The organism is Emticicia sp. W12TSBA100-4, assembly GCF_040253585.1.
Classification (GTDB): Bacteria; Bacteroidota; Bacteroidia; order Cytophagales; family Spirosomataceae; genus Emticicia.
In genome coordinates this window covers 189,246-214,500 of record NZ_JBELAU010000004.1, presented here as the reverse complement: position 1 = coordinate 214,500, position 25,255 = coordinate 189,246, and the positions used below count along the sequence as shown (strand labels likewise).

Genomic DNA, 25,255 nt, shown 5'->3' with positions numbered 1-25,255 from the left:
GATTTAAGCAATTTTATTCGTTTCGTAATTTTAAATACTTTCTTTCGGTAGCTGAGCGAACTGGGCAGCCAACGCTGTCGAGGCTAAAGCACTACGCCCATTTCCTGTAAAGTTTTACGGAGATGTACTTTGGCTCTCGAAAGCTGCGATTTTGAAGTTCCTTCCGAAATCTGTAAAATCTTAGCTATTTCATTATGCTCATAACCATCAATCAAATACATGTTTACTACCATACGATAGCCATCAGGTAGCTGATTGATTGCTCCCACAATTTCTTCGTGACTCAACTGCGAAATCACGCCAATATCGGCATCACCTTGATTTTCAATGGCCTCATAATCAACAAATTGTCGGTCTTTGTTATTTTGCCGATAATGGTCAATGGCCGTTCGGACGACCAACGATTTTACCCAATATTCAACCGATTCAGGTTTTTGTAAATCATTGATTTTGTTAAAAATCTTTATAAATGCCTCTTGGAAAATATCCTCGGCTTCCATTACAGTTCGGGCATAGCGACGACACACACCCAAAAGTCGACCTTTATAGAGGTTATAAAAGGCTGCTTGGGCTCTCGGGTCGTTTCGCTGACAACCAAGAACTAATTCAACTTCATTCCGCATCCGAAAAGGGTTGCTGTGTTTATAGATTCAATTAATAAGGTTAGTATTGATGCTATTAGCCTCTTCTTGCTGAGACAAAGGCAGCATTTGCATCAAAATTTATGTAATAATAGTCGTTAGCGACCTTTATTGCTATAACATATCCAAAAATTTTATTTTCGGTGTAAACCGTAACACCTCGCTGAAATACCCATCCTTTATAATTAGCATCTAAATATTCCTTTGCTTTGGCGGGAATATCTTTGGGGTCGAGTGGCCTATCATAAATTTTATTTTCAGGAAATTTCATTTCAATTTCCTTCACACTCAAAAACTTACCACTTTCGTCGAAAGTATAATCATAAATTTCTTTATCACTCAAAACTGTAATCCAGTAAGTTTTTTTGGATTTTTCAATGATGATGGCAGTCTGAAGATATTTATAGTCTTTATGTTTGGTTGCTAAATAGTTTACGATTATTGCGGGAATATCTTTAGGAAAAATGAGTTTAACCTCTACTTTATTATCATTTCCTCCAACTCCTACTTGTTCTTTTTTCAGGAAATTACTGTCTTTATCAAATTGTAATGAATACTGTTTTTTATCGTAGGTAATCAAAACATTATAGATTTGAATAACCCCATTTTGAACAAAAGCAAGACCTCTTTCAAACTGCCATCCTTTATATTGATTATCGAGATAAGACTTTATTTTTGAAGTCAAATCATTTATTGTAATCGGCTTGTCTTCAATGCGATTACTTGGAGCATTTACGCCAAACGATGATGATTTCAAAACATTACCCTTTTCATCGAATAGGTAATCAAAAGTTGTGAAATTCTGGCTAATTACAACTGAATAATTTCTGTTTGTTCCATCTAAAACAACCCCAACTTTAATACATTTATAATCGCCGTGTTTTGCCACTAAAAAGTCTTCAATAACTTGTGGAAGCTCATTTTTATCAATAAAATATAATTTTGGCGGAGGCATTCCAGATTGAGGGCCACTATGATTATCCGAAACATTCATGATAAGTGTGCCTGTGGCGTCAAAAATCAATGTATTATTTTTCGAATCTTTATCTTTAAGAACAATCTTATATCCCTCAACTTTTCCCTCTTTATTGACTTGTTGGCAAACATTGATAATGGTTGCCCCAGAATAACTCGTTTCAAGATAAGTCTTGATATTATCAGGCAGATTTATAACTACGGTCTGCTTATACATCTCCGAGATTACCCCTACATTATTCACAATTGCCGACATTCTGTCAACTCTTACATCGAAATCTGATTGAAAAATCTTGTTTTTTTCGATAGTTGTGAAACGAACTTTTGTGGCTTCTGGATAATTTATTCTGATTGCATTTATGGTAGCTTTCGGAATCGCTTCATCAATATCTTGTTGAGGTTGAAGATCTGTGACGCTATCGCAGCTCCACAAAATCAGCCCAACAAAAAATAGATATATATATAATTTTTTCATTTTAAATTCGTTTCCACTGCTTTAGTATCATAAAGACGCTTCCAAATAAAATTTGGTTGCATTATATTGAATAACAAAACCATAAAAACAAAGAATTTTATACTTACACAAAAATCTTTTCAATATTAATGTCCTAAAATAGTCTAAACACAGTAATTTATTTCACAAAAAACTCAAAATATTAACGAATTTCTATTGATAAGTGTTTCATAATAACAAAAAAAGGAGCAAATAGAATCTACTTGCTCCTTTCTTCTTTTTAATCGAACAGATTATTTCCAAGTTTCCAATTCGATGATTTCGCCAGTTGTTTTCTTTTTCAAGATAACTTTCTTATCACCATTTGGCAAAATTTCATCTTTGATAAACCAGTGGTCGGCATCGTATTCGTTGTAAACCGATGGTTTTTGTACGCCAACTTGTCCACGCCATTCGGGTAGTTGAACAGGTTCCCAAAGTTTGGTTTTAGCCGATTTGTAAGCCGCATCAATAATGGCGTTTACTACATAACCATCATAAAAAGTTTCGTTGGGTTCGATGCCTTTTTCCATCGCATTAAACATATCAGTAAACATATTGGTATATCCCAATTCATGAGCTTCATCGCCGACTGGAAACTGCCAACCGCTCGAACTTTCGGCTTTTTCGGCCACGTAGCCCCCTTCGCCCGCTCCGCTCGTAAACATTTCGAAGCCAGTTCTTAGAAATGAATTTATCCAAATTGTTCCCTCGGTTCCCATGACTTCATCTCGCAAATCCATACCACCTCTGAAAGTCCACGACACCTCAAATTGTCCGATTGCTCCATTTTCATATTTTACGAGTCCGATGGCGTGGTCTTCGGCATCAATGGGTTTTACTTGCGTATCGGCCCAACACATTACTTCTACGGGTTTGATGTCTTTTCCAATAAAATTTCGGGCAATTTCAATGCAATGACAGCCCAAATCTAAGACTGCTCCACCACCTGCTTTATCAATATCCCAAAACCAATCGGAGTGCGGGCCAGGATGCGTTTCACGAGATTTTGCCCACAAAATTCGCCCAATTGCTCCATTTTTCACACTTATTAAAGACTTCATGAATTTAGGCGTGTAGCATAAATCTTCCAAATATCCTGCAAAAACACCTGCTTCCTCACAAGCTTTGGTCATTCGGAGAGCTTCTTCGGCGTTTCTTCCGAGTGGTTTTGTGCAAAGCACTGCTTTTTTGTGTTTTACGCAAAGATTTACGGCTGTTTCATGTAAATTATTGGGTAAGGCAATTACCACCACCTCTGTTTCGGAGTGTTTGATGGCCTCTTCCATATCGGTAAAATAATGCGGAACTGCATAATCGGTAGCGAAACGAATAGCGGTTTCTTCACGTCGAGCATAGACTACCGAAACTCGGTCACGTCCACGTTGCCCATGAAGCGAATCGGCATAGAATCGACCGATAAATCCGCCGCCAAGAATACATACTTTTGCCATGATTTTATTGTAAATTGTTTGATGAATAGATAATTTTATGATATATTTTATTCATTAATAATAACGCCTTCGCCCATTTCGAGGACTTTATGGTTTGTTTGATAATACTCGCAAGCCTCAACAAAACGTTGTGGGTCTTCGGTATTAAACTCAAATAAATGATAATGATGCGGAATGACAAGTTTCGCACCGATAATTTTTCCGAGTTTGGCAGCTTCGTCAGCATTGAGATTTCCTGCCACTTTTCGTTCGGGTTTATTGCCATTAATGGGTAAAAAAGCAACATCAACCTTATATGGTATCAAGATTTCCTCCAAGCCTTCAAACCAAAGTGTATCACCCGAATGATAGACCGAAAATCCACCAAATTCGGCAATAAAACCCATAAATTTACACTCACCTTTTTCGTTTCGCTCGATGGCATTGTGTGCCGCTGGAATTCCTGTGATCTTGAATCCTTTATGCTCAAAACTGAGTCCATCGTTTATGCCAATCGGAAAATTCAAATCGCATTTAACTCTATGGGCCACAAATGCTCGGTTTGCTTCTGGGATGATAAATCTTATACCAACATTATTCTGAATAATCGGCATCAAAGTTTCGGCATCCAAATGGTCGGTGTGATTGTGGCTCGATGTGACAATATCAATAAAATCAAGTTGGTCTGGCGAAATAACCAACTCGCTCAGACGGACGTGTGGCTTATCAGTATTTTGGTATTTTACGCTCAAAGAATCCGACAAATAAGGGTCAAAAAGTAGGTATTTTTCTTGCCATTTTATCAGAAAACCACTTTGTGCCAACCACCAAACTTTAAAACCAGTCGAGCTATTGAATGATTTGATGTCGTTCAATAACTCATTATCTTTTTGTTTTGATTTAATTAAGGCCATTTCATCTCATTTGTTTGGCTGCGGTACACATATTGGCAATTTTTTGCTTTGTTGCCCAACGTGCCGTTTGCGACATTCCACAATCGGGAGCAACGGCGAGTTTCTCGGCAGGAACGTATTTTAAGCATTTCTCGATGCGTTCTTTTACGTCTTCTACGGTTTCGATATAATAACTTTTCACATCAATTACGCCTACGGCTACGTCCATTTTTTCGGCAAAACGTTCTAATAAATGTACTTCGGCAAAATTCAGTACGCACATTTCGGTATGCAATTCATCGACCGTAAAATCTAAAAAATCAGGTAGCATCGGCAAAATTGTTTTCTTCCCAACCGAACGACCTTTATAATTTCCGAAACATAAGTGCGTACCGATGCGAGTTTTACCGACAATATTCTTCACGGTTCGGTTAAAAATATCAACAAAACGTTTGGTATCTTCTTTGTACGCATAGCACGACATTGATGGCTCGTCAATGCAGATTTCTTTTGCTCCTGCGGCTACCAAATCTTCTAATTCTTTGGCTACAATCGGCAATAAGGCTTCGGTAATTTCCCAACGGTCTTTGTAGATTTCGCCCGCCAGCATTCTTCCCGAAAGCGTATAAGGGCCAGGAATGGATGCTTTCAAGATTTTTCCTTCGGGAGCAAGCCTTTGCAATCTTTTAAATTCTTCTACCACACCTAAGCCTTTAGGTGCGGTTAATGGTTCTATGATTGTGTGTTTGCCACGCTGGTCGTGTGCGGGTGGGCCAAATTTTCGGGTTTCTTCGTGGTTAGGTTGAAGTCCTTTGATGAAACCATAAAACGATAAATTAAAATCAAGGCGGGTTTGCTCACCATCAGTTATTACATCAAGACCAGCCGTAACTTGGTCGTGAATGGCATTTACAACCGCATCTTCTATCATCTCGTTGATGTCGGCAGGGCCGAATTTATCTAAATTCTCAGACGCAAATTCAAGCCAACTCGGAAACGGCCACGAGCCAACTACGGTGGTTTTTATGGGAATTGGTTGCATATCTTTATTAATGTAGAATGAAAAATTGATAATGGAAAATTTCGATGACTAAATAGTGTGCATTTTCTTACAGCTTTTCTATCCTGTTTTACCCATTGAAATGGGTAGCTAAAGGAACAAAGGAATATTTTTGGTATTGCCGACTGTAAGTCAGCAAGGTTTATTTTTCTTTAGAAACATAGCTTTCGATGCCTACTTTTTGATACATTTTCGAGATTCGGTGGGCGTGTTCGTCGTAAGCAGCTTGGAAAATTTCGGTGGCTTTTTCTGCTCCGATTACTGCCCCTGCCGTAAGCACTTTTGGTGGATGTTCTGCTTGTGTAAGTATATTAGCCAACTCAGCTTTTATACTATTGATAATCATACACGAACCAACCGTTGAGCCTGGTGAAACTGGTGTTTCTAAACCATCGACATAAATCATGGCATCGCCTACGGGTGCTCCCGAATCAAGCACTATTTCACAGAAATCTTGGAGTTTTCTTCCATCTTGTTTTTTGCTTGTACTGGCTTCAGAATGTTGTTTTGAAATAATTCCGACGGTCTTTATGCCTTTTTTCTGAAAAATCTCTGCCATTTCAATCGGTACGACATTACAACCTGATGAGGAAATCACCAAAGCTGTATCGACTTCCGAAAGGTCGAAATTTCTTAAAACCTGAGCAGCAAAGCCTGTGACATTCTCCAAAAACATTGCTTGGCGTTGACCATTTGCTCCTACTACCAAATTATGAAATGTCAACGATAATTCCACAATTGGGTTAAAGCCTGGAAACGAACCATAACGTGGCCACATTTCCTCGACCATAATTCGGCTATGTCCGCTACCAAAAACGTGTACCATTCTTCCTGCCAAAATCGACTCCGAAAACAATTTTGCAGCTTGCAGAATTTGTGTTTCTTGAGCAGCAACGGTTTCGATTAAACCTTGACATTTTTTTAAATATTGACTTGTATAAGACATTGTTATTATTTTTATGTTCTCCGCAAAGACGTTGCAGTGCAACGTCTCTACAACAACTATTACACATTTAATTTCTATCAAACACAAATGCGGCCGCACCGATTGCTCCTGATAAATCGGCAAATTTTGCGTGTTTAATTAATGTTGTTTTGTCTTTTGGGCGAAATTCAAAAAGCTCGATAAATTCATTCAAAGGTTTAAATAGAGCATCACCAGCAGTGGTAATTCCGCCTGCCAAAACGATGATTTCTGGCGAAAGAGCATTGATTAAGGATGTAACGGCTATCGAAAGTTTTCTGACCGAATCAAGCCAAAGCCACGTAGCAAACGAATCGTTATTTAAGTAAGCCTTCACTAACTCATGCGTTGACTGAAAACGCCCCATCGAACGCCGCTCAATCGAACAATTACCGATGGCATATTCTAAACTTCCTGACATTCCCAAAATGCTTCGTTCATCATCGTTGGCGTTGAGCGAAATATGCCCCAGATGCCCAGCCATTTGGCTCAAACCTTGATAAAGTTGCCCGTTTATCATAATTCCTCCGCCCACGCCCGTGCCGAGTGTGAGCAAAATTGCGTGTTTATAACCTTGCATGATTCCAAACTTGGCTTCAGCCATAAGTGCGGCATGAGCATCGTTCAAAACAAGTGTTTTTGTACCGAAATATTCTTCCCAAATAAAGTTTTCTAAGCCAAATAAACGATTGGGTAAATGGGCAATACATTTATTATCGGCATTGGCTAAGCCAGGTGCTGAAAGTCCGATAAGGTCGATTGGTTGTTGGTGAAAATCTTTCAAAAAATTAACCATTTCGAGTACATTTTCTCGCCATTTTCCTTCGGCATCGTCCTTCGTAGGAATATAATGCTGCTTCAAGATTTCTCCATCTTCACGCATCAAAATCCCTTTTACATTTGTGCCACCAAGGTCGATACCGATTGCTACTTTCATTATGGAATTATTGATTCTTTAAAAAAGTTTTTATTAAGTTTGACCCATTTAGGGTCGTGACTAAATTGCTCCTTTTAGGCCCCAAATTTCATTTAGGGCTATTCAAGTTTGACCACTTCGTGGTCGTAAAATCAAGCGAAATGAATGTTTTGACCATCATTCTTAATTCTCAGTTCTACATTCTTAATTAAATTAAAAATATTGTCCTTCCGAAACTTCCCAACCACCATCGACGTAGAGCGTTTGGCCAGTGGCAAATTTTGAAGCATCCGACATGAAAAATACGGCAGCACCATCAAGGTCTTCGGGACGGCCATTTCTACCACCATCGAGCGGTTGTTTGGTTTTTACAAAATTCATGATGGTTTCGTCTTTACTGGCTCGCTCCGACATCGGGGTTTCGACCAAAGCAGGTGCTAAAAGGTTGATTCTGATGTTTTCGGAGGCATAATAAGCCGCCAAAGACTTCGTAAAACCCACAACTGCCGATTTTGCTGCGGCATAGGCGTGCGTAACAAAATATTTTGGAGAAGGCGAAAAACCCAAAACCGAACCCATATTCAGAATTGTACCACCTTTTCCCAGCTCCAAAAACTTCTGTACTGCTGCTTGGTTCGAGAGCATCAAACTTGTAAGGTTAAGCTCAAAAGTTTTATTCCAGCCCTCAAGTGTAAGTTCGTGCAGTGGCCCATCACCGAATTTACGTCCGCTTCCACCTGCTACATGATAGAGGCCATCAAAACTACCAAACTCACTGATACACAATTCAATAGCATTTTTTGCGGTATTTTCGTTGGTAGCATCAGCGGACATTGCTCGGCCATTTTCACCCAAAACTAATTCGACCGATAAACAGCTTTCGGGCTTACGACCAACAGCCACAACTCTTGCTCCTTCACGCACAAATGCTTTCGCTGCCGAAAACCCCAAGCCAGTTGTTCCGCCAATGATTACGATTGATTTACCTTTCAGCATTTGCAAATAAAGTATTATTAAAAACAGTTTAAATTATTATTATACAAATAACTAATAGAATAATTATAGATTCCACTCGAAAAAGTTATTTTTACGATACTATTTTGATTTTATGCTCAAAAAACCACTTTTACAAAAACTACCGCTTACTTTCGGCTCATCGTTTCTGATTGACCGCTTTGAAAGTCCGTATTTCGAGACTCCGTGGCATTATCATCAAGAAATTGAAATTGTGCTTTGTGATGGTGGTTTCGGAAAAAAATTTATTGGAAATCACGTTTCTGACTATGCCGAAGGCGATTTGGCAATTTTGGGCAGTAATTTACCCCATTGGTATCGTGCCGATGATGCTTGCTATCAGCATCAAAAACCTGCCTCGATTGTCATTCATTTCTTAGATGATTGTTTCGGGAAAGATTTTTTTGAATTAGCCGAAATGACCGAAGTAAAACGTTTCCTCGAAACAGCTAAGCTGGGTATCGAATTTTATGGAGAAACGAGGTCGAGGATTCAAGAAAAAATACAAAATCTAATAAAAGCCGATAAGGTTGCCCGAATGTTGGGTTTGATAGAAATCTTACACCTAATGTCTTGCTCGAAAGAATTTAGATTTATATCAGAAAACGCCATTGTGGGTATCAGTAAAAAAGATTCCGAACGCATGAACGAAGTCTTTGATTATGTACTAAAAAACTTCAAAAATGACATTAATCTGAGCGAAATAGCCAATAAAACCCGTTTTTCGGAAGCTGCTTTTTGTCGGTATTTCAAGCTTCGCACACAAAAAACATTTGTTGAGTTTGTGAACGAAATTCGTATCGAATATGCTTGTAAATTATTAGCCGAAAATGACCTCAATATCTTGGAAATATGCTACGAGTCGGGCTTCAAAAATTTATCAAATTTTAATCGACAATTCAGAAAATATACTAATAATAATCCTAAAACTTACCGCCAATTTGTACTACACCAAAAGCAATTTCAGATACTTGCTTAGTTATTAATTCTTGATTAAAATAAGTATCTTCGCATCAAATTAATCAAACCAATGACTGCACTGCTCTTAGAGGACGACCCCGATTTGTCGAGAGAAATACAACGTTTTTTATTGTTAAAAAAAATTGAGTGTGATACCGTTTTTGATGGAGAATTATTTTTTCGCCAAATCAAAAAAAACGACTACGATATTTTTTTGTTGGATATTAATGTGCCGAGAATCAATGGTTTAGATGTTTGTAGGCAAGTTCGAGAATCGAACAAACTTACGCCAATTATCATGCTTACGGCCTACGGCGATATTCAAGATAAATCCGATGCTTTCGGACTCGGAGCTGATGATTATCTGGTAAAACCCTTTCACTTTGAAGAGCTTTTTTTGCGTATCACTTCACTCCTACGCCGAAGCAATACGCCCCAAGATGCCGACAGCGTAATGGTCATTGATGACCTCGAAATCAATACTACCGAAATGAAAGTGTATAGAAAAAACGAGCTAATTGACCTTACGCCAAAAGAATATCAACTGCTTCTGACACTGGCAAAAGCAAAAGGACGAGTTTTATCGAAACAAAGTATTGCTGAGCAGATTTGGGACATTCATTTCGACTCGAATATGAATACGATTGAGGTTTATATCAATTTTTTACGCAAAAAAATCGACCGAAACCATCCCACCAAACTCATCCATACTCGCCCAGGATTTGGTTATTATCTAAAAATCGAAGACTAATGACCCTCAAACGACGCATCGCTATCAGTATCGCAGTGGCCTTCTCAGTTTTATTTGGGTTGGCGGCATTTATCATCTTTTTTTCGTTTGCATCATTCCGAAAAGAAGAATTTGAGCAGCGTCTCGAAGAAAAAGCTCTTACCACCGCAAAACTTTTGGTTGAGGTAAAAGAAGTTGATAATCAGGTACTTAAAGTTATCGACCGTAACACAATCAATAAATTATACAACGAAAAAACGCTCGTTTTCGACCAAAATTTCAAGCTCATTTACAGCAGTATTGATGATGCCACCATCACTTGGAATACCAATGACCTCAAGAAATTAAAGAAAGAAAAAACCTTTTTCAGAAGCGAAAAAGAGAAAGAAGTCTTTGGTGTTTACTACGATTTTGAGAAAACAGATTATTATGTGTTGGTTTCGGCCGAAGATAAATACGGCAAAACAAAACTCGAATTTCTCCTTTTTACGCTTGCAATCACTTTTGTAGCAGGAGTCGGTTTAGTTTGGGTTTCGACATACTTTTTTATTAAACGTCTTCTAAAACCGCTTGATGTTTTTCAACAACAAATCACAAAAATTTCGGCCAATCAGCTTGATATTCAGCTTCAAGAAACCAAACACAACGACGAAATTAATTTGCTTACCAAAGCCTTCAATATTATGTTGGCTCGCATCGAAAGTGCTTTTCAAAGTCAACGAGAATTTACGGCTAATGCTTCGCACGAAATTCGTACACCTTTGTCTCGCATAACTTTTAAAGTACAAAATTTACTGTTAAACCCTGAACATTCACCCGAAACAGTTTCGTCATTAAAAAGTATCAACGATTATGTGCATCAACTTTCCGATTTGGTCAATTCGCTACTTTTGCTTTCAAAAATCAATAAAGAAGATGCCCAAAAACGCTTTGAAAAAGTACGAATTGACGAAGTGATATTTTCGGCTAATGAAAAGGTCAAAAAATTCAATCCTCAATTCGACCTTAATTTTGAAATCATTGATAACCCCGAAATTGAACTTTCGATGGAGTTTTTGGGTGTAAAATCATTACTCGAAATTGTTTTCAACAATCTCTTCAAAAATGCCTGTTTATATTCGTCTCGCCCAGCGGCTCATGTGCTTATCGAACAAAATACCACGCATCAACTCACAATTATAGTCAGTAACGAAGGCGAAACTTTGAGTAAAACTGACCAAGAAAAGCTATTTCAGCCTTTTATGCGTGGCCAAAACTCCAATCAAATCAATGGTTCGGGCTTGGGTTTAAGGCTCTCAAGACGTATCCTCGACTATCATTCGGCCAGTATCAATTACCGTAGTACACAGCCCAATCTTAATCAATTTGTAATTATTTTTTCTAATTAAGCTATATTTAAGGTAGCCTTAAAGGTGTTTTTAATTTGCACGTCAGAGCTTTGCAACTCGTAAACAAAATGAACGTGTAATGTTAAAAAAGCTAACCTTTTTATTTCTAATAGCTACTCAAACTGTTTTTTCACAACAAAACCTTTCGCTGCAACAATGCGAAGATAAATTTGTGAAAAACAATTTGCTGCTCTTGGCCGAGCAATACAACCTCGATATTGCCAAAGCCAGCGTGATTCAAGCCAAAATCTGGGACTTACCAGTTGCTTCGGGCGAAATCAATGCCATAAATCCTCAAAACAAACGTGTACTGGATATTGGGGCTAAAGGCCAAAAAGCCATTGCCGTACAACAACTTTTGTATTTAGGCAAAAAGAAGCAAAACGAAGTAGAATTTGCCAAATCAACCATCGGAATTGCCGAACTACAATTTGAGCAATTACTCAAAAATCTGCGTTTCGAGCTGCATCAGAGCTTTTACAGCATCTATTTTAATCAACTAAAAATCACAAACATCAATAAGCAAATTGCCAGTGTCGATACCCTCGTCAAAAGTTACGCCGTTCAGGCTCAACGAGGAAACTGGCCATTGCGTGATGTTGTACGTCTGCAATCGTTGTCATTTGAACTAAAAAATGATTATATGATTGCTCAGAAAGAAATCAACGACGAGCAAGAATCGCTCAAGATTCTGACTTCGAGCCAAGAAAACATCATTCCCATTGTTGAAGAGCAAGCTCTTAATAGTTATTTCACCAAAAATAATTTGCCCGTTACGGAAGCCTTGCTCAACATGGCATTGGAGAAAAACCCCGACTATTTGAGTTTTCTGAAAATCATCGAAAGCAACGAATTGATGATAAAATGGCAAAAATCGCTCGCCAAACCTGACCTTACTGTCGGTGCATCTTACGACCAACGTGGCGGAGCATTTGGCAATCAAGTAAATTTTACGTTCGGTATTCCGCTCAATTTATGGAATCGAAACAAAGGAAATATCAAAATTGCCGAGGCCGAACTCGACAAATCGAAACGATTGCAAGACCAAAAGATAGTTGAGCTACGAAGTCAAATTGCCAATGCTACGCAAACTTGGCAGCAACAACGCCTACAATATACCCAAATCACTGCTTCGGGTTCTGAAAACCTTGAGGCTGTTTATAAAGGTATTTTACAGAATTTCCAGAAGCAAAATATCTCTTTACTCGAATTCACCGACTTCATGGAAAGCTACAATCAAAGTACTCTTTTGCTTATCGAAATGCGTAAACAAGTCATTCTTTCGGGCGAAAACATCAATCATATCGTAAACGTAAATTTATTCTAACAATGAAAAATATATTATTGCTAACCTTCATTATTTGTGGACTTGCTGCCTGTGATAAAACCCCAAGGAAGGTAGAAACCCAAACAACATTTGTATTGAGTAATAAAATGCTCGAAACAACAAAAACACAAGACGTTGCGATGCAAAACCTACGCAATGAGCTTAATTTCTACGGAAAAATAACGGCTGATAATAACAAAATGATTGAGGTGTATCCAGTAGTAGGCGGAAACGTAACAAAGGTCTTCGTCGAACTCGGTGATTATGTAAAAAAGGGACAACTACTGGCAACTATTCGTAGTACGGAAGTGGCAGGTTTTGAAAAAGAATTAGACGATGCCCGCAATGATTTATTGGTATCTAAAAATAATCTAAAAGTTGCTCAAGAACTCTTTGAAGGAAAACTCACGGCCGAACGAGACGTAATTGAAGCCCGCAGCCAACTCGACAAGGCAAAATCGCAACTCCACCGAATCGAAGAGACTTACAACATTTATAATATCAAACAAGGAGCTGTCTATGAAGTACGCTCTCCACTAAGTGGCTTTGTGATTCAGAAAAACATCAACCAAGATATGCTCCTCCGCAATGACCGCACCGATAATATCTTTGATATTGCCGAAATTGATGATGTTTGGGCCATTGCCAATGTCAACGAAAGTGACATTAACCAAGTGAAGTTGGGCATTGATGCCGCCGTTACGACGCTGAGTTATCCTGATAAAGTTTTTAATGGTAAAGTCGATAAAATCTTCAATATCATCGACCCCGAAACCAAAGCCATGAAAGTGAGAATCAAACTCAAAAACGCCGATTACTTACTAAAACCCGAAATGCGTGCCAACATCAAATTATCTTATACCGAAGGCCAACAAATGCTGGCGATTCCGTCTGAATCGGTCATTTTTGATAAAAGCAAAAACTACGTAATGATTTTTAAAGACCGCAATAATATCGAAACCCGCCAAGTGGAGGTTTTCCGACAAGTAGGCAATATAACTTATATTTTATCAGGGTTAAAAGAAGGCGAAAAAGTAATGACCAACAATCAACTTTTGATTTATGACGAACTCAATGATTGATATCAGTTAAGAGCTAATAAATTGATTATCAACTCACTAAGCTATCAAAAAGCCAATAACATTGTCAATGAAAATTGATAAAACCTAAGCCGTTTTCAATTCTTCATCGCACGGTGACTCCGTATCAATTATCCATCAAAAAAGATATGAACAAATTCATTAAAAATATCATAGCCTTTTCGCTCAAAAACAAGCCTTTTACCTTCTTTTGGGTGGGCATTTTGGTTATTTCAGGCTTTATTTCGTTCAAAAATATGCCCATTGAGGCATTTCCCGATGTAACCAATACGCAGATTATCATCGTGACCGAATGGAACGGACGAAGTGCCGAAGAAATTGAGCGTTTTGTGACCACCCCAATCGAAATCTCGATGAATTCGGTACAGAAAAAATCGAGTGTCCGAAGCATCACCATGTTTGGTTTATCAGTCATTAAAATCATTTTTGATGACGATGTAGAAGATTTTTTCGCCCGTCAACAAGTAAATAACCTTCTCCGAAATGTCTCGCTTCCCGATGGTGTCGAACCCGATGTTCAGCCACCTTACGGACCAACTGGTGAGATTTTCAGATATACACTCAAAAGTAAATCACGTGATTCGAGAGACTTGCTCACGATTCAAAACTGGGTAATTGACCGCCAACTTCGTTCGGTAGCGGGCGTAGCTGATTTAGTAGCCTTCGGTGGACAAGAAAAAACCTACGAAATAAGCGTTGACCCGAATCGCTTATCGAAATATGATATTACGCCGCTGCAAGTTTATGAGGCCGTCAATAAAGGTAATTTGAATGTCGGTGGCGACATTATCGAAAAAAACAAACAAGCTTATGTGGTGCGTGGTATCGGTTTGCTAAGTTCGATACAAGACATCGAAAATATCATTGTCGATGATGCAGGCGGAAACCCAATTTTGGTCAAAAATCTGGCCGATGTTCATGAAGCAGCCATGCCACGAGTAGGCCAAGTTGGCTTAAATGATAATGATGATGTAGTAGAGGGAATCGTGGTGATGCGTAAAGGAGAAAATCCAAAGGAAGTTCTTGAACGTGTAAAAGCCAAAATCACAGAATTGAATGAGCGAATACTGCCTTCGGATGTAAAAATGGAAACATTCTACGACCGAGACAACCTCATGAACTACACCACCACAACCGTAATGCACAATATGTTTGAAGGTATTTTGTTCGTTACCGTCATCGTATTTTTGTTCATGGCCGATTGGCGGACTACCGTCACGGTTTCTATCATTATTCCGCTCTCGCTCTTATTTGCTTTTTTGTGCCTCAAACTCAAAGGCATGAGTGCCAATTTACTCTCGTTGGGGGCGGTTGACTTCGGAATTATCATAGATGGTGCCGTCGTTATGGTCGAAGGAATTTTCGTAACCCTCGACCACATTGCCCATAAAAAAGGCATGGCGGCATATAATAAATTGGCCATCGGGAGTGTCATAAAAAAGACAGGAACTGAACTCGGAAAAGCCATTTTCTTCTCAAAACTAATCATCATTACGGCCTTAATGCCCATTTTTGCCTTTCAAAAAGTGGAAGGAAAGATGTTTTCGCCTTTGGCCTACACACTGGGTTTTGCCTTGTTGGGAGCGTTATTGTTTACGCTTACTTTAGTGCCAGTGCTTTCACATATTTTCTTGAATAAAAACGTCAAAGAGAAAAACAATCCTTTTGTTAATTTTTGGAATAGAATCGTAGAAAAAGGACTCATTTGGACTTTCGCTCACAAAAAAATTACGCTTTTGGTTTCATTGGCATTTATGTCGCTTACTTTTTTCTCGGCCACATTTCTCGGAACAGAGTTTTTGCCTCAACTCAACGAAGGTGCATTGTGGGTAGAAGCAAAATTTCCGATGAGTCAGAGCTTGCCCGAAACTGTGCAGAAAACGGCTATTCTACGCAACGAACTTCGTAAATTTCCCGAAGTTAATGGTGTGCTTTCGCAAGTTGGTCGAAGCAATGACGGTACTGACCCAAGTGGTTTTTATTACGTGCAGATGCAAGTAAATCTCAAACACAAAGACGACTGGAAAAGAAAAATCACCATGGATGATTTGGTTCGTCAGATGGACGATTCACTCTCAAAATATCAAGGAATTGGCTATAATTATTCGCAACCAATCATTGATAACGTGGCTGAAAGCGTAGCAGGTATCAATGCCTCAAACGCTGTAAAGATTTTTGGTGATGATCTCAACGAATTGGATAAAATAGCCAACCAAGTTATCAAGCAAATCGAAAAAGTGGAAGGCATAAAAGATGTTGGTATCCTCCGAAACGTAGGTCAACCCGAAATCAGTGTAATCCTCGACCGTGAACGCATGGCCGCCTACGGTGTTACGCTTGCCGATGCTCAAGCAGTACTCGAAATGGCTTTTGGTGGAAAAACCGCTACCCAAAAATTTGAGGGTGAAAAGAAATTCGACGTGCGGGTTCGTTACCTAAAAAATTATCGTAAAGATGAAGAAGACATGAAAAATCTAAAAGTCCCGACGATTCAAGGTATCAAGATTCCGCTCAAAGAGATAGCCACCGTTCAGAAAATCACTGGTCCAGCCTTCATTTATCGAGATAATAACAAGCGTTTCATAGGCGTAAAATTCTCAGTTCGTGACCGTGACTTAGGAAGTACCATTGCCGATGCACAGAAAAATGTCGAAAAAACTGTCAAACTACCAACGGGTTACTCAATCGGCTGGACGGGCGAGTTTGAAAACCAAGTGAGAGCAACCAAACGTCTCGGCGAAATGGTGCCTATCAGTTTGGTTGGTATTTTTGTGCTGCTTTTTATCATGTTTGGTAATGTAAAAGACTCGCTTTTAGTGTTAGCTAATGTGCCTTTTGCCATTATCGGAGGTATTATTGCTTTGCATGTTACGGGTATCAATTTTGGTATTTCGGGAGGTGTTGGTTTTATTGCCTTATTTGGTATCTGTATTCAAAATGGAGTTATTCTGATTTCAGAATTTCATAAGAATATCAAGGCAAAAATGGCACTCAATATTGCTATCTTAGAAGCAGTCAAAGTCAGAACCCGACCAGTTGTTATGACTGCCCTTATGGCATCAATCGGGCTTTTGCCTGCCGCAATCAGCACAGGTATTGGGTCCGAATCTCAGAAACCACTGGCGATTGTTATCATTGGTGGACTCGTTACAGCAACAGTTCTTACATTACTGGTCTTCCCAATTATTTTCTGGGTATTTAATCGAAGTAAGAAACAAATAATCGAATAGTGCTTATGAAGCTCCCAATCTTAAATGATTTGGAGCTTTTTTATTATTCAACTAAAATATTGAAACCATTTACAACGTTTTCAATAAAAAAAACGTCATTCTTGCATGCGACATTTTTTTTTCTTCTATATTTAAACCATATTTGCTAAAAAAGTGTCTTAACATTGTCAATAAAGCTATTAAACAACCATATTCGCATGAAAAAGATTGCCATTCTATTTGTATCTTTAGTTTCTCTTGCTATTTCTTCTTGTAAAGAAAAAGTTGTGCCTGTTTCTGAAAAAATCAAGAAAACTTGGACAGCCAACATAGTGAAAGAAGGAAGTGCAACAGTTTATACAAAAGGTGCTGCATCCAACACAAAACCAGGTTATTCGTCATTTACGCTTGATCTACTCATCGCACCATCAGCGACTTTAAAAGAAGCAGACGGCAATACATTCACAGGCCAATATGAATTAGTTGGCGACACTAAATTAGTGTTGAAAAATCTTACGCCAGTTCCAACCGGCACAGGCGGCACTATTGAGTTTACTATCAATTCTGTAACTGATACAGCATTGGATATTACTCGTACAACTCCCAGCCAAAAAACAGGTGGAACAATTAATAACTATAATTTGGTTACTCAATAAAACACATAAAAATATTTTAAGAAGGTGGGCTGAAAAGTTCACCTTTTTTTGTGGAACTTAGTTCAAGAGAAAAAGTTCATTATCACAAGTTTTTAGAGTTTTTGCTAAATAAATTCTAAAATCTTCCTCAATTTTGCATCATGGAAAGAACAGAATTAAATACACTCGGAGAATTTGGCTTAATTGACCGAATCAAATCAAAGTTTACGAATAAAAATGCTGAAACAATCAAAGGTATTGGCGATGATGCCGCTGTGATTGATGTTGGCGATAAATATATGTTGGTGACTACCGACATTCTTTTTGAAGGAATTCATTTCGACCTGTCATATTCGCCTTTGCGTCATTTAGGCTATAAAGCCGTAGCCGTAAATATATCGGATATTGCGGCCATGAATGGTATTGCGAAACAAATTACAGTAACAATTGGCCTAAGCAACAGAATTTCTGTAGAAGCCATTGATGAACTTTATGAAGGCATAAAGTTTGCTTGCGAAAGCTATAACGTTGACTTAATCGGTGGCGATACCAGTGCCTCGGCATCAGGTTTTGTGATTTCGATTACAGCCACTGGCTTTGTTGATAAAGATAAAATTGCTTATCGGAACGGAGCAAAACCAAACGATATTCTTTGTGTGACTGGAGATTTAGGAGCAGCCTATTTCGGGCTACAAGTCTTAGAACGTGAAAAACAAGTTTACTTGGCCAACCCAAATATGCAACCCGAACTTACTGAAAAAGAATATTTAGTAGGTAAACTTTTGAAACCAGAAGCACGTACTGACATCATTCATGAACTTAATGAACTGGGTGTAGTTCCTTCTTCTATGATTGATATTTCTGATGGACTGGCTTCCGAATTATTGCATATTTGCACGCAATCGGGTGTTGGTGCAATGGTCTTTGAAGATAAACTTCCGATTGAAGATATTACAATGCTTACAGCGACCGAATTTAATGTAAGTCCAATAACGGCAGCATTGAATGGCGGTGAAGATTATCAGCTTCTATTTACTGTAAAACAATCAGATTTTGATAAAATCAAAAACATGAGTGATGTTTTACCAATTGGCTACATGACACAAGATAAAGCCGTGCAACTTGCACTCAACAGCGGAGGCACTGCCGCCATCAAAGCACAAGGCTGGAATCATCTACAATAAAAGGTCTGACGGTACTTCCGACCAGCTTCAAACTCTCGAAAATTAAATATTTTTCGAGAGTTTTGTTTTTAGTTTCAATCTTAATACGAGTAATTTCTAACACATAAGTGATTAAACTTCGCACAATTTTATCTTGCTATCAATACAGCATACTTTTTTTCGTAAAAAATTGTTTTATTTGTATCCGTTTAAAATTCAACCCTACTCAAAATGCAAAGACGTTCGGCAATAAAAAATATTGCCCTAACGATTGGTGGTACAATTATACTACCTTCGTGGGCAAACGCATGGAACAAAGAAGCCATCGCAAGCACTTCTTTAAAGATTTCGGCATCGCAAGAATATCTACTGGCAGAAATCGTCGAAACGATTATTCCTAAAACCGATACACTCGGAGCAAAAGACCTCAACGTACATCAATTTACCATCAAAATGGTGGCTGATTGTTACGATAAAAAATCACAAGAAACTTTCTCGAAAGGTTTTGATTTAGTCGATGTTGCCGCAAAAAGAGATTTCTCAAAAACCTTCATTGAATGTGATGGCAAACAAAAACTCGAAGTTTTGAATAAAATGTCGAATTCGGAGAATGCAGACGAAAAAGGTTTCGTGCGTTTAGTAAAAAACCTCACGATTCAAGGCTACCTAAACTCAGAATACGTAATGACTAACCTACGAATTTTTGAATTTGCCCCAGCTCGTTATCACGGTTGTGTACCTGTTAAAAAGTAGGCAGTTAATAGTCGTCAATTGGCAGAACAAATGCAATTTTCCGTAGACTGCCAACTGAAAACTGTGGACTTTATAAGTATTCACTCATTCAAAATTAGACTTAGAAATGTCAAACATAAATATAGATTCAGTAAAAGCACAAACCTTCGATTCCATCGTTATTGGCTCGGGAATTAGTGGTGGCTGGGCAGCTAAGGAGCTGACTGGTAAAGGATTACGCACACTCGTATTGGAGCGTGGACGTGAAGTAAAGCACGTAACCGATTATCCAACTACCATGAAACAGCCGTGGGAGTTTGAACATCGTGGACAGCTCACGAAAGAATTGCGTGATGCCAACCCTATTATCAGCAAATGCTACGCTTTTTATGAAGGAACTGAGCAGTTTTTTGTAAAGGATGCCGAGCATCCTTACGTACAAGAAAAACCATTCGACTGGATTCGTGGCTACCAAACAGGTGGAAAATCATTGATGTGGGCCAGACAAACCCAACGCTGGTCAGAATTTGACTTTGAAGGTCCAGCCCGTGATGGCTTTGCCGTTGATTGGCCAATTCGTTATGCTGATATTGCTCCGTGGTATAGTTATGTAGAAAAATTTGCAGGAATTTCGGGAAATAAAGATGGTTTGGCGAGTTTACCAGATGGTGAGTTTCTACCACCTCACGAAATGAATTGCGTCGAAAAGCATTTTAGTCAATCAGTAGCCCAAAACTATAAAGACCGCCACATTATTATGGGGCGGGCGGCTCATCTTACGCAACCGAAGCAAATTCACTTCGACCAAGGTCGTGGTACTTGCCAACACCGAACCATTTGTGAGCGTGGCTGTCCGTATGGTGGCTACTTCAGTAGTAATTCTTCTACTTTACCGTGGGCGGCCCGTACAGGAAAAATGACACTTCGCCCTCATTCGGTGGTTCATTCTATCATTTATGATGAAAAGAAAGGAAAAGCTTCGGGCGTAAGAGTAATTGATGCCAATACCAAAGAAATGATTGAGTATTATGCAAAAATCATTTTTGTCAATGCCGCTGCTTTAAACTCAAATCTGATTCTATTAAACTCAACATCAAGCCGTTTTCCGAATGGTTTGGGTAATGATAGTGGTTTACTCGGAAAATACGTGGCTTTCCATAATTACCGTGCTACCATCAATGCTGACTACGAAGGATATTTGGATAGTATGACCGATGGCCGTCGCCCAAATTCGCCTTATATTCCACGTTTCCGCAATGTATTTAAGCAAGAAACTGACTTTTTACGTGGCTATGCTGCAGGGTTTTCGGCAGGACGCTACGAACGTGATAATAGAAGTGGTTTGGGAGAAGAATTGAAAAAGGGAATCTTAAACCCTTACTTAAACAATGTTTGGAGCGTTGGCTCTCACATGATGGGCGAAACAATTCCGAAAGAAAGTAATTATGTAGCTTTGGATAAAAACCAAGTTGATCCGTGGGGAATTCCGCAGTTAAAAATCTCGGTCGATTATGATGATAATGATGTAAAAATGACCAAAGATTATTTCGATCAATTAAGCGAGATGTTTACGAAGGCAGGTTTCAAAAATATCAGAACCAACGACTCGAACCGCACACCAGGGTTAGATATTCACGAAATGGGAGGAGTCCGAATGGGCAAAGACGCCAAGACATCGTTGTTAAATAAATGGAATGCTTTGCACGCTTGCAAGAACGTTTTCGTAACCGACGGAGCATCAATGACCTCAACTTCAACCCAAAATCCATCGTTGACGTATATGGCACTCACCGCTCGTGCAGCTGATTACGCAGTAAAAGAAATGAAAAAAGGAAATCTTTAACAGGATTCGCTAAATTATTTAAAAATCCGGCTTCTCGAAATGAGTTGACGGATTTTTAAATTTTCATTATTTTCAATTTATTTTGAATTATTTTTATTTATAAATATTTTAATTTTATTTATTTAAATAATATTTATCATAATTACAATCTATACGATGTTTTCAATAAAATATACTTATTGGTCATTTTTTGGCATTTGAGTTAAATCATGCCTAATTTTGAACTTTTATAAGATAATCTAAGATAATGCAAAAACTCCTTTTTATAGACCGTGACGGTACGATTATAGATGAGCCAAAAACTGATTTTCAGATAGACTCACTCGAAAAATTAGAATTTCTTCCGAAAGCACTTTCTAATCTTCGCAAGATTGCCGAAGAAACTGACTATAAGCTCATTATGGTTACGAACCAAGATGGACTCGGGACGGATTCTTTCCCTGAAGAAACTTTTTGGCCTGCTCATAACAAGATGTTGAAAACAATGGAAAATGAAAATATCTATTTCTCAGCCATTCACATCGACCGTAGTTTTCCGCACGAAAATCTGCCAACTCGTAAGCCCGGAACAGCTTTATTGACTGAGTATTTTGATACCGAAAAGTATGACTTGGCAAACTCTTATGTACTTGGAGATAGAGCAACTGATGTGCAATTGGCTGTAAACTTGGGAGCAAAAGCAATTTTTATTACTGATGGACTGACCAATAACTTGATTGAAGGCTTTACGCCTGAACAAAAAGAAGCGACAAAGTTAATCAGTAATGACTGGGATGAAATTTATGAGTTTTTGAAGCTTCCACAACGAATTGCATTTATTGAGCGAAACACTAAGGAAACTAAAATAAAAATTGAGCTAAATCTTGATGGCACTGGCAAATCTGAGATTCATACTGGACTTGGTTTTTATGACCACATGCTCGACCAAGTAGCCAAACATTCAGGTGCAGATTTAAAGATTTTTGTTGAAGGCGATTTACATATTGACGAGCATCACACAATAGAAGATACAGCTTTGGCACTTGGTGAGGCATATTTAAAAGCTTTGGGTGATAAAAAAGGTACAAACCGCTATGGTTTCCTTTTACCCATGGATGAGGCCTTGGCTCAAGTTGCAATCGACTTTTCTGGCAGACCGTGGTTGGTTTGGGATACAAGTTTTAAGCGTGAGAAAATCGGCGAAATGCCAACCGAAATGTTTTACCATTTCTTCAAATCGTTTTCGGATACTTCAAAATGCAATCTGAATATCAAGTGTGAAGGTGATAACGAACACCATAAAATAGAAGCAATCTTTAAGGCATTTGCCAAGTCAATCAAAATGGCCGTAAAAAGAAATTTGAATGAAATGAATTCACTTCCGAGTACGAAGGGGGTTCTATAAGAAGATTTTTCTTTTAATACTTACACAAAAGGTACTTGCCTGATTATCAAGCAAGTACCTTTAAATAAAAATTACTTTTCCTTCTCCTCTTCTTTACATATATTTCCTCAAAGATTTATCAAGCCTATTTTATAAACTGAAACTACCATGTTTTCTTCACCTGTCATAGATACGGTGCTTTCGATAGCATTTATCTATTTTATTTTTAGTGTTATTACTTCATTTTTTGTCGAATACCTCACTTTCCGAAGAAAACAACGAGGTATATTTCTATACCAAGCCTTATCTAAAGTTTTACAAGATAACGGTATCAATAAGAAGAATTTTACCCACAGGCTTTATGAACATCCCATGATAAGGAGTATGAAAGAATCAAACGAAGAATTTCCCTCATATATTTCTGATACGATGTTTTCTCAATGCTTAATTGACATCGTAATTGCCGACCAACAAAATACTACTGTAAGTCAGGATAGTAATAATCAGTTCGTCTTTCATTCAAATAATACAGTTCATCCTTATGAAGCATTCACCAATGCAGTCCAGCAATTAAAGTATAGTGACTTAAAAATATTTTTAGAAACTTTTATTCATCAGTCAGCCAATATTTCTGCACAAAGCAGTACATCAATTTCGATAGATAGAAGTTCAAAACAATATGAACTTTTACAGAGCCATATCCAAAATTGGTATAATAGTTATATGGATAGGGTTTCGGGCTGGTATAAACGTAAATTGAGCAAAATGCTTTTATTTGGCGGTATTTTAGTTGCGGTTATATTTAATCTTGATAGTTTAGTAATAATAAAACGGCTTTGGGTAGATAAACAATTGAGAGAAACCTTAGTAAAAGATGCCAATAACTATATTGCTAATAATCCTAAGTATGAAGAACTTGCAAATAAAAACCCCAATAAACTAATTAGTAAGATTGATTCTATCTATACAATAGTGGGACTTTATAATTTACCTATTGGTTGGGGAAATGAGCATGACACAATTGCTGTAAATAAACAACACAGTCAAATTATTCAATATTCAGACAGTAATATATATAAAAAAATTGGATGGTATTTGATGAAAGTACTGGGCATTCTTCTGAGTGGAATAGCTCTATCTTTCGGAGCTCCGTTTTGGTTTGACGTTATGAATAAAATAACAAATATGAGAAAAGCTGGTATTAAACCTAAAACTACTTAAAGCCATGATTAACAGCCATATACATACCTTCAACTCCCAATATACCCCCGAATTATTTGTAAAACCTTTTATCAAAAATGCACCAAATTGGTTAGTCCGACTAATCAATACTGTGCTTGATAATAAGTTAATGGCATTTTTATTAATCAATGCTCTACGATTAAACAAAGGTGGTATTGGCAAGTATGCGAGTTTCATTGAGATTGGAATTTTGTCAAGTCAAGAACAAATATTTGAAAAAGTAGCAAGTGCATATCCTGCTGATACAAAGTTTGTGGTTTTGCCACTCGGCTTTGAAAATATGGGAGCTGGTAATGTTAATATACCCTACGAAGAACAACTCCATGATTTGTTCTTATTAAAACGCAAGTATCCTTCAAGGTGCTTACCTTTTGTCTTTATCGACCCAAGAATGGGCACTGCAACCGAAAATCTCAACTTCGTAAAATACTATATTGAGCAGAAAGGCTTTATGGGAATCAAACTATATCCTTCGCTGGGCTATTATCCTTTTGATAATCGCTTAGAATTAGTTTATAAATATGCCGATGAAAAAGAAATCCCTATTTTAACACATTGCTCTCGTGGAGGAGTAAATTACGGAACAGGCAAAGTTGGAGAGCCAGTTGCGGAGTTTGTAACTCCTAAAAGCTTTAATCCACAACCAGTTGCTCAAAACGACCCAACCATCAAATATATTTCCACAGTAGGTAAATATGACTTTACAGAAGAATGGGAATCTTTAAAAGATTATGCAAGATTTTTTGACAACACTTGCAATCCAGATAGATATGTTGATGTTTTAAAAAAATATAAAACACTAAAGTTATGTTTTGCCCACTTTGGTTTTGACGACCAAGAACCAACAGACGAAAATATAATTCCTGAGTGGCACTTGAAAGTACTTGATATGATGGAAGAATATCCAAATGTATATGCCGACATCAGCTATGCTTTAGCCACTAAGAAATTCTGGACGGTTTTTAACAATGAATTGCCAACTCTATCAGCAAAGCAAAAAGACAAAATACTATACGGGACAGATTTTTTTATGACTTTACAAGAAGAAAAAGGTGATGAAAAAACTATCTTCCAAAAATCAATAAATGAATTAGGTTCTTATTTCGGACAAATCTCTAATGAAAATAGTGTAAGATTTCTTACCTCAAAAATTTGGAATGTCCCACCCTATTAA

At 38.0% G+C, this 25,255-nt stretch carries 21 protein-coding genes; 13 read left to right on the top strand and 8 right to left on the bottom strand.

The features are described from left to right. Nucleotides 1-83: 83 nt before the first annotated feature. The 8 genes from ABR854_RS06610 to ABR854_RS06575 all read right to left on the bottom strand — a co-directional run bounded on the left by ABR854_RS06610 (nt 84) and on the right by ABR854_RS06575 (nt 8,371). Nucleotides 84-623 (bottom strand): RNA polymerase sigma factor, encoded by a 540-nt coding sequence (locus ABR854_RS06610; protein ID WP_305952249.1) that lies wholly within the window; start codon nt 621-623, stop codon nt 84-86. Between the two features lie 55 nt (nt 624-678). After that, on the bottom strand, nt 679-2,091 hold the full coding sequence (locus ABR854_RS06605; protein ID WP_350264590.1) for a PepSY-like domain-containing protein: 1,413 nt from the start codon (nt 2,089-2,091) through the stop codon (nt 679-681). Nucleotides 2,092-2,363: 272 nt separating this feature from the next. Beyond that, nucleotides 2,364-3,563: a Gfo/Idh/MocA family protein gene (locus ABR854_RS06600; RefSeq protein ID WP_350264589.1), complete on the bottom strand. Its 1,200-nt coding sequence runs from the start codon at nt 3,561-3,563 to the stop codon at nt 2,364-2,366. Between the two features lie 47 nt (nt 3,564-3,610). After that, nucleotides 3,611-4,456, bottom strand: a complete 846-nt coding sequence (locus ABR854_RS06595) for an MBL fold metallo-hydrolase (RefSeq protein ID WP_350264588.1) — start codon at nt 4,454-4,456, stop codon at nt 3,611-3,613. Between the two features lies 1 nt (nt 4,457). Further along, on the bottom strand, nt 4,458-5,477 hold the full coding sequence (locus tag ABR854_RS06590; protein ID WP_350264587.1) for a methionine synthase: 1,020 nt from the start codon (nt 5,475-5,477) through the stop codon (nt 4,458-4,460). A 160-nt stretch (nt 5,478-5,637) separates the two neighbouring features. Beyond that, nucleotides 5,638-6,441: a sugar isomerase domain-containing protein gene (locus tag ABR854_RS06585; protein WP_350264586.1), complete on the bottom strand. Its 804-nt coding sequence runs from the start codon at nt 6,439-6,441 to the stop codon at nt 5,638-5,640. Nucleotides 6,442-6,508: 67 nt separating this feature from the next. After that, nucleotides 6,509-7,396: an ROK family protein gene (locus ABR854_RS06580; protein ID WP_350264585.1), complete on the bottom strand. Its 888-nt coding sequence runs from the start codon at nt 7,394-7,396 to the stop codon at nt 6,509-6,511. A 192-nt stretch (nt 7,397-7,588) separates the two neighbouring features. Next, nucleotides 7,589-8,371: an SDR family NAD(P)-dependent oxidoreductase gene (locus tag ABR854_RS06575; RefSeq protein ID WP_350264584.1), complete on the bottom strand. Its 783-nt coding sequence runs from the start codon at nt 8,369-8,371 to the stop codon at nt 7,589-7,591. A gap of 112 nt (nt 8,372-8,483) precedes the next feature. Between ABR854_RS06575 and ABR854_RS06570 the strand changes: the two genes are divergently transcribed. The 13 genes from ABR854_RS06570 to ABR854_RS06510 all read left to right on the top strand — a co-directional run bounded on the left by ABR854_RS06570 (nt 8,484) and on the right by ABR854_RS06510 (nt 25,255). Further along, nucleotides 8,484-9,368: an AraC family transcriptional regulator gene (locus ABR854_RS06570; RefSeq protein ID WP_350264583.1), complete on the top strand. Its 885-nt coding sequence runs from the start codon at nt 8,484-8,486 to the stop codon at nt 9,366-9,368. A 51-nt stretch (nt 9,369-9,419) separates the two neighbouring features. Then, nucleotides 9,420-10,100: a response regulator transcription factor gene (locus tag ABR854_RS06565; RefSeq protein WP_350264582.1), complete on the top strand. Its 681-nt coding sequence runs from the start codon at nt 9,420-9,422 to the stop codon at nt 10,098-10,100. Beyond that, nucleotides 10,100-11,467, top strand: a complete 1,368-nt coding sequence (locus tag ABR854_RS06560) for a HAMP domain-containing sensor histidine kinase (protein ID WP_350264580.1) — start codon at nt 10,100-10,102, stop codon at nt 11,465-11,467. The genes ABR854_RS06565 and ABR854_RS06560 overlap by 1 nt, the downstream gene beginning before the upstream one ends. A 79-nt stretch (nt 11,468-11,546) precedes the next feature. Beyond that, complete coding sequence (locus ABR854_RS06555) at nt 11,547-12,794, top strand: TolC family protein (RefSeq protein WP_350264579.1); 1,248 nt, start codon at nt 11,547-11,549, stop codon at nt 12,792-12,794. 2 nt (nt 12,795-12,796) lie between these two features. Then, a complete protein-coding gene (locus ABR854_RS06550) occupies nt 12,797-13,876 on the top strand; it encodes an efflux RND transporter periplasmic adaptor subunit (RefSeq protein WP_350264578.1) in 1,080 nt (359 codons plus the stop codon). A 146-nt stretch (nt 13,877-14,022) separates the two neighbouring features. Continuing rightward, the gene (locus tag ABR854_RS06545) at nt 14,023-17,124 is read left to right on the top strand and encodes an efflux RND transporter permease subunit (protein WP_350264577.1); all 3,102 of its coding nucleotides are present in this window, start codon (nt 14,023-14,025) and stop codon (nt 17,122-17,124) included. A gap of 197 nt (nt 17,125-17,321) precedes the next feature. After that, the gene (locus ABR854_RS06540) at nt 17,322-17,759 is read left to right on the top strand and encodes a hypothetical protein (protein WP_305952235.1); all 438 of its coding nucleotides are present in this window, start codon (nt 17,322-17,324) and stop codon (nt 17,757-17,759) included. A gap of 140 nt (nt 17,760-17,899) precedes the next feature. Beyond that, a complete protein-coding gene (thiL, locus tag ABR854_RS06535; protein WP_350264576.1) occupies nt 17,900-18,922 on the top strand; it encodes a thiamine-phosphate kinase in 1,023 nt (340 codons plus the stop codon). A 210-nt stretch (nt 18,923-19,132) separates the two neighbouring features. Then, nucleotides 19,133-19,654, top strand: a complete 522-nt coding sequence (locus ABR854_RS06530) for a gluconate 2-dehydrogenase subunit 3 family protein (RefSeq protein WP_350264575.1) — start codon at nt 19,133-19,135, stop codon at nt 19,652-19,654. Between the two features lie 106 nt (nt 19,655-19,760). Then, on the top strand, nt 19,761-21,476 hold the full coding sequence (locus tag ABR854_RS06525) for a GMC oxidoreductase (protein WP_350264574.1): 1,716 nt from the start codon (nt 19,761-19,763) through the stop codon (nt 21,474-21,476). A gap of 247 nt (nt 21,477-21,723) precedes the next feature. Further along, on the top strand, nt 21,724-22,860 hold the full coding sequence (gene hisB, locus ABR854_RS06520) for a bifunctional histidinol-phosphatase/imidazoleglycerol-phosphate dehydratase HisB (protein WP_350264573.1): 1,137 nt from the start codon (nt 21,724-21,726) through the stop codon (nt 22,858-22,860). Nucleotides 22,861-23,007: 147 nt separating this feature from the next. Continuing rightward, nucleotides 23,008-24,060 carry a hypothetical protein gene (locus ABR854_RS06515; protein ID WP_350264572.1) on the top strand — a complete coding sequence of 351 codons (1,053 nt, stop codon included), beginning with the start codon at nt 23,008-23,010 and terminating at the stop codon, nt 24,058-24,060. A gap of 4 nt (nt 24,061-24,064) precedes the next feature. Further along, the gene (locus tag ABR854_RS06510; RefSeq protein ID WP_350264571.1) at nt 24,065-25,255 is read left to right on the top strand and encodes an amidohydrolase family protein; all 1,191 of its coding nucleotides are present in this window, start codon (nt 24,065-24,067) and stop codon (nt 25,253-25,255) included.

What these genes read in the sequence shown, in the direction of transcription:
- ABR854_RS06610 (WP_305952249.1), bottom strand. Translation starts at nt 623, where the DNA reads ATGCGGAATGAAGTTGAATTAGTTCTTGGTTGTCAGCGAAACGACCCG.
- ABR854_RS06605 (WP_350264590.1), bottom strand. Translation starts at nt 2,091, where the DNA reads ATGAAAAAATTATATATATATCTATTTTTTGTTGGGCTGATTTTGTGG.
- ABR854_RS06600 (WP_350264589.1), bottom strand. Translation starts at nt 3,563, where the DNA reads ATGGCAAAAGTATGTATTCTTGGCGGCGGATTTATCGGTCGATTCTAT.
- ABR854_RS06595 (WP_350264588.1), bottom strand. Translation starts at nt 4,456, where the DNA reads ATGGCCTTAATTAAATCAAAACAAAAAGATAATGAGTTATTGAACGAC.
- ABR854_RS06590 (WP_350264587.1), bottom strand. Translation starts at nt 5,477, where the DNA reads ATGCAACCAATTCCCATAAAAACCACCGTAGTTGGCTCGTGGCCGTTT.
- ABR854_RS06585 (WP_350264586.1), bottom strand. Translation starts at nt 6,441, where the DNA reads ATGTCTTATACAAGTCAATATTTAAAAAAATGTCAAGGTTTAATCGAA.
- ABR854_RS06580 (WP_350264585.1), bottom strand. Translation starts at nt 7,396, where the DNA reads ATGAAAGTAGCAATCGGTATCGACCTTGGTGGCACAAATGTAAAAGGG.
- ABR854_RS06575 (WP_350264584.1), bottom strand. Translation starts at nt 8,371, where the DNA reads ATGCTGAAAGGTAAATCAATCGTAATCATTGGCGGAACAACTGGCTTG.
- ABR854_RS06570 (WP_350264583.1), top strand. Translation starts at nt 8,484, where the DNA reads ATGCTCAAAAAACCACTTTTACAAAAACTACCGCTTACTTTCGGCTCA.
- ABR854_RS06565 (WP_350264582.1), top strand. Translation starts at nt 9,420, where the DNA reads ATGACTGCACTGCTCTTAGAGGACGACCCCGATTTGTCGAGAGAAATA.
- ABR854_RS06560 (WP_350264580.1), top strand. Translation starts at nt 10,100, where the DNA reads ATGACCCTCAAACGACGCATCGCTATCAGTATCGCAGTGGCCTTCTCA.
- ABR854_RS06555 (WP_350264579.1), top strand. Translation starts at nt 11,547, where the DNA reads ATGTTAAAAAAGCTAACCTTTTTATTTCTAATAGCTACTCAAACTGTT.
- ABR854_RS06550 (WP_350264578.1), top strand. Translation starts at nt 12,797, where the DNA reads ATGAAAAATATATTATTGCTAACCTTCATTATTTGTGGACTTGCTGCC.
- ABR854_RS06545 (WP_350264577.1), top strand. Translation starts at nt 14,023, where the DNA reads ATGAACAAATTCATTAAAAATATCATAGCCTTTTCGCTCAAAAACAAG.
- ABR854_RS06540 (WP_305952235.1), top strand. Translation starts at nt 17,322, where the DNA reads ATGAAAAAGATTGCCATTCTATTTGTATCTTTAGTTTCTCTTGCTATT.
- thiL (WP_350264576.1), top strand. Translation starts at nt 17,900, where the DNA reads ATGGAAAGAACAGAATTAAATACACTCGGAGAATTTGGCTTAATTGAC.
- ABR854_RS06530 (WP_350264575.1), top strand. Translation starts at nt 19,133, where the DNA reads ATGCAAAGACGTTCGGCAATAAAAAATATTGCCCTAACGATTGGTGGT.
- ABR854_RS06525 (WP_350264574.1), top strand. Translation starts at nt 19,761, where the DNA reads ATGTCAAACATAAATATAGATTCAGTAAAAGCACAAACCTTCGATTCC.
- hisB (WP_350264573.1), top strand. Translation starts at nt 21,724, where the DNA reads ATGCAAAAACTCCTTTTTATAGACCGTGACGGTACGATTATAGATGAG.
- ABR854_RS06515 (WP_350264572.1), top strand. Translation starts at nt 23,008, where the DNA reads ATGTTTTCTTCACCTGTCATAGATACGGTGCTTTCGATAGCATTTATC.
- ABR854_RS06510 (WP_350264571.1), top strand. Translation starts at nt 24,065, where the DNA reads ATGATTAACAGCCATATACATACCTTCAACTCCCAATATACCCCCGAA.